Consider the following 228-nt stretch of genomic DNA (forward strand, 5'->3'; position numbering starts at 1 on the left):
GGTACGATTTGAACTAAGTCGCCAGGATTCAAGTTAATAAGAATAACACCGCTAGAAACCTCTACTTCTCCAGTACCGATAATGTTAGCACGGACTGCCGTCCCGGATCCTGGGATAATATTGTCAGGTGTGTCCAATGTTAAGAAGAATCGGGCAGCATTTGGTGGGGCAGGAACATTTTCAAGACTTACCGTTAATGTATAACTGATTTGATAGATACCAGCTATT

The 228-nt window shown here is 42.5% G+C and carries 1 pseudogene; it reads right to left on the reverse strand.

Annotated elements, in window-relative coordinates:
• Positions 1 to 228, reverse strand: a pseudogene (exsF, locus tag KVT27_RS26505) (exosporium protein ExsF); the annotation flags it as partial.

The organism is Lysinibacillus sp. GbtcB16 (assembly GCF_019091145.1).
Classification (GTDB): domain Bacteria; phylum Bacillota; class Bacilli; order Bacillales_A; family Planococcaceae; genus Lysinibacillus; species Lysinibacillus fusiformis.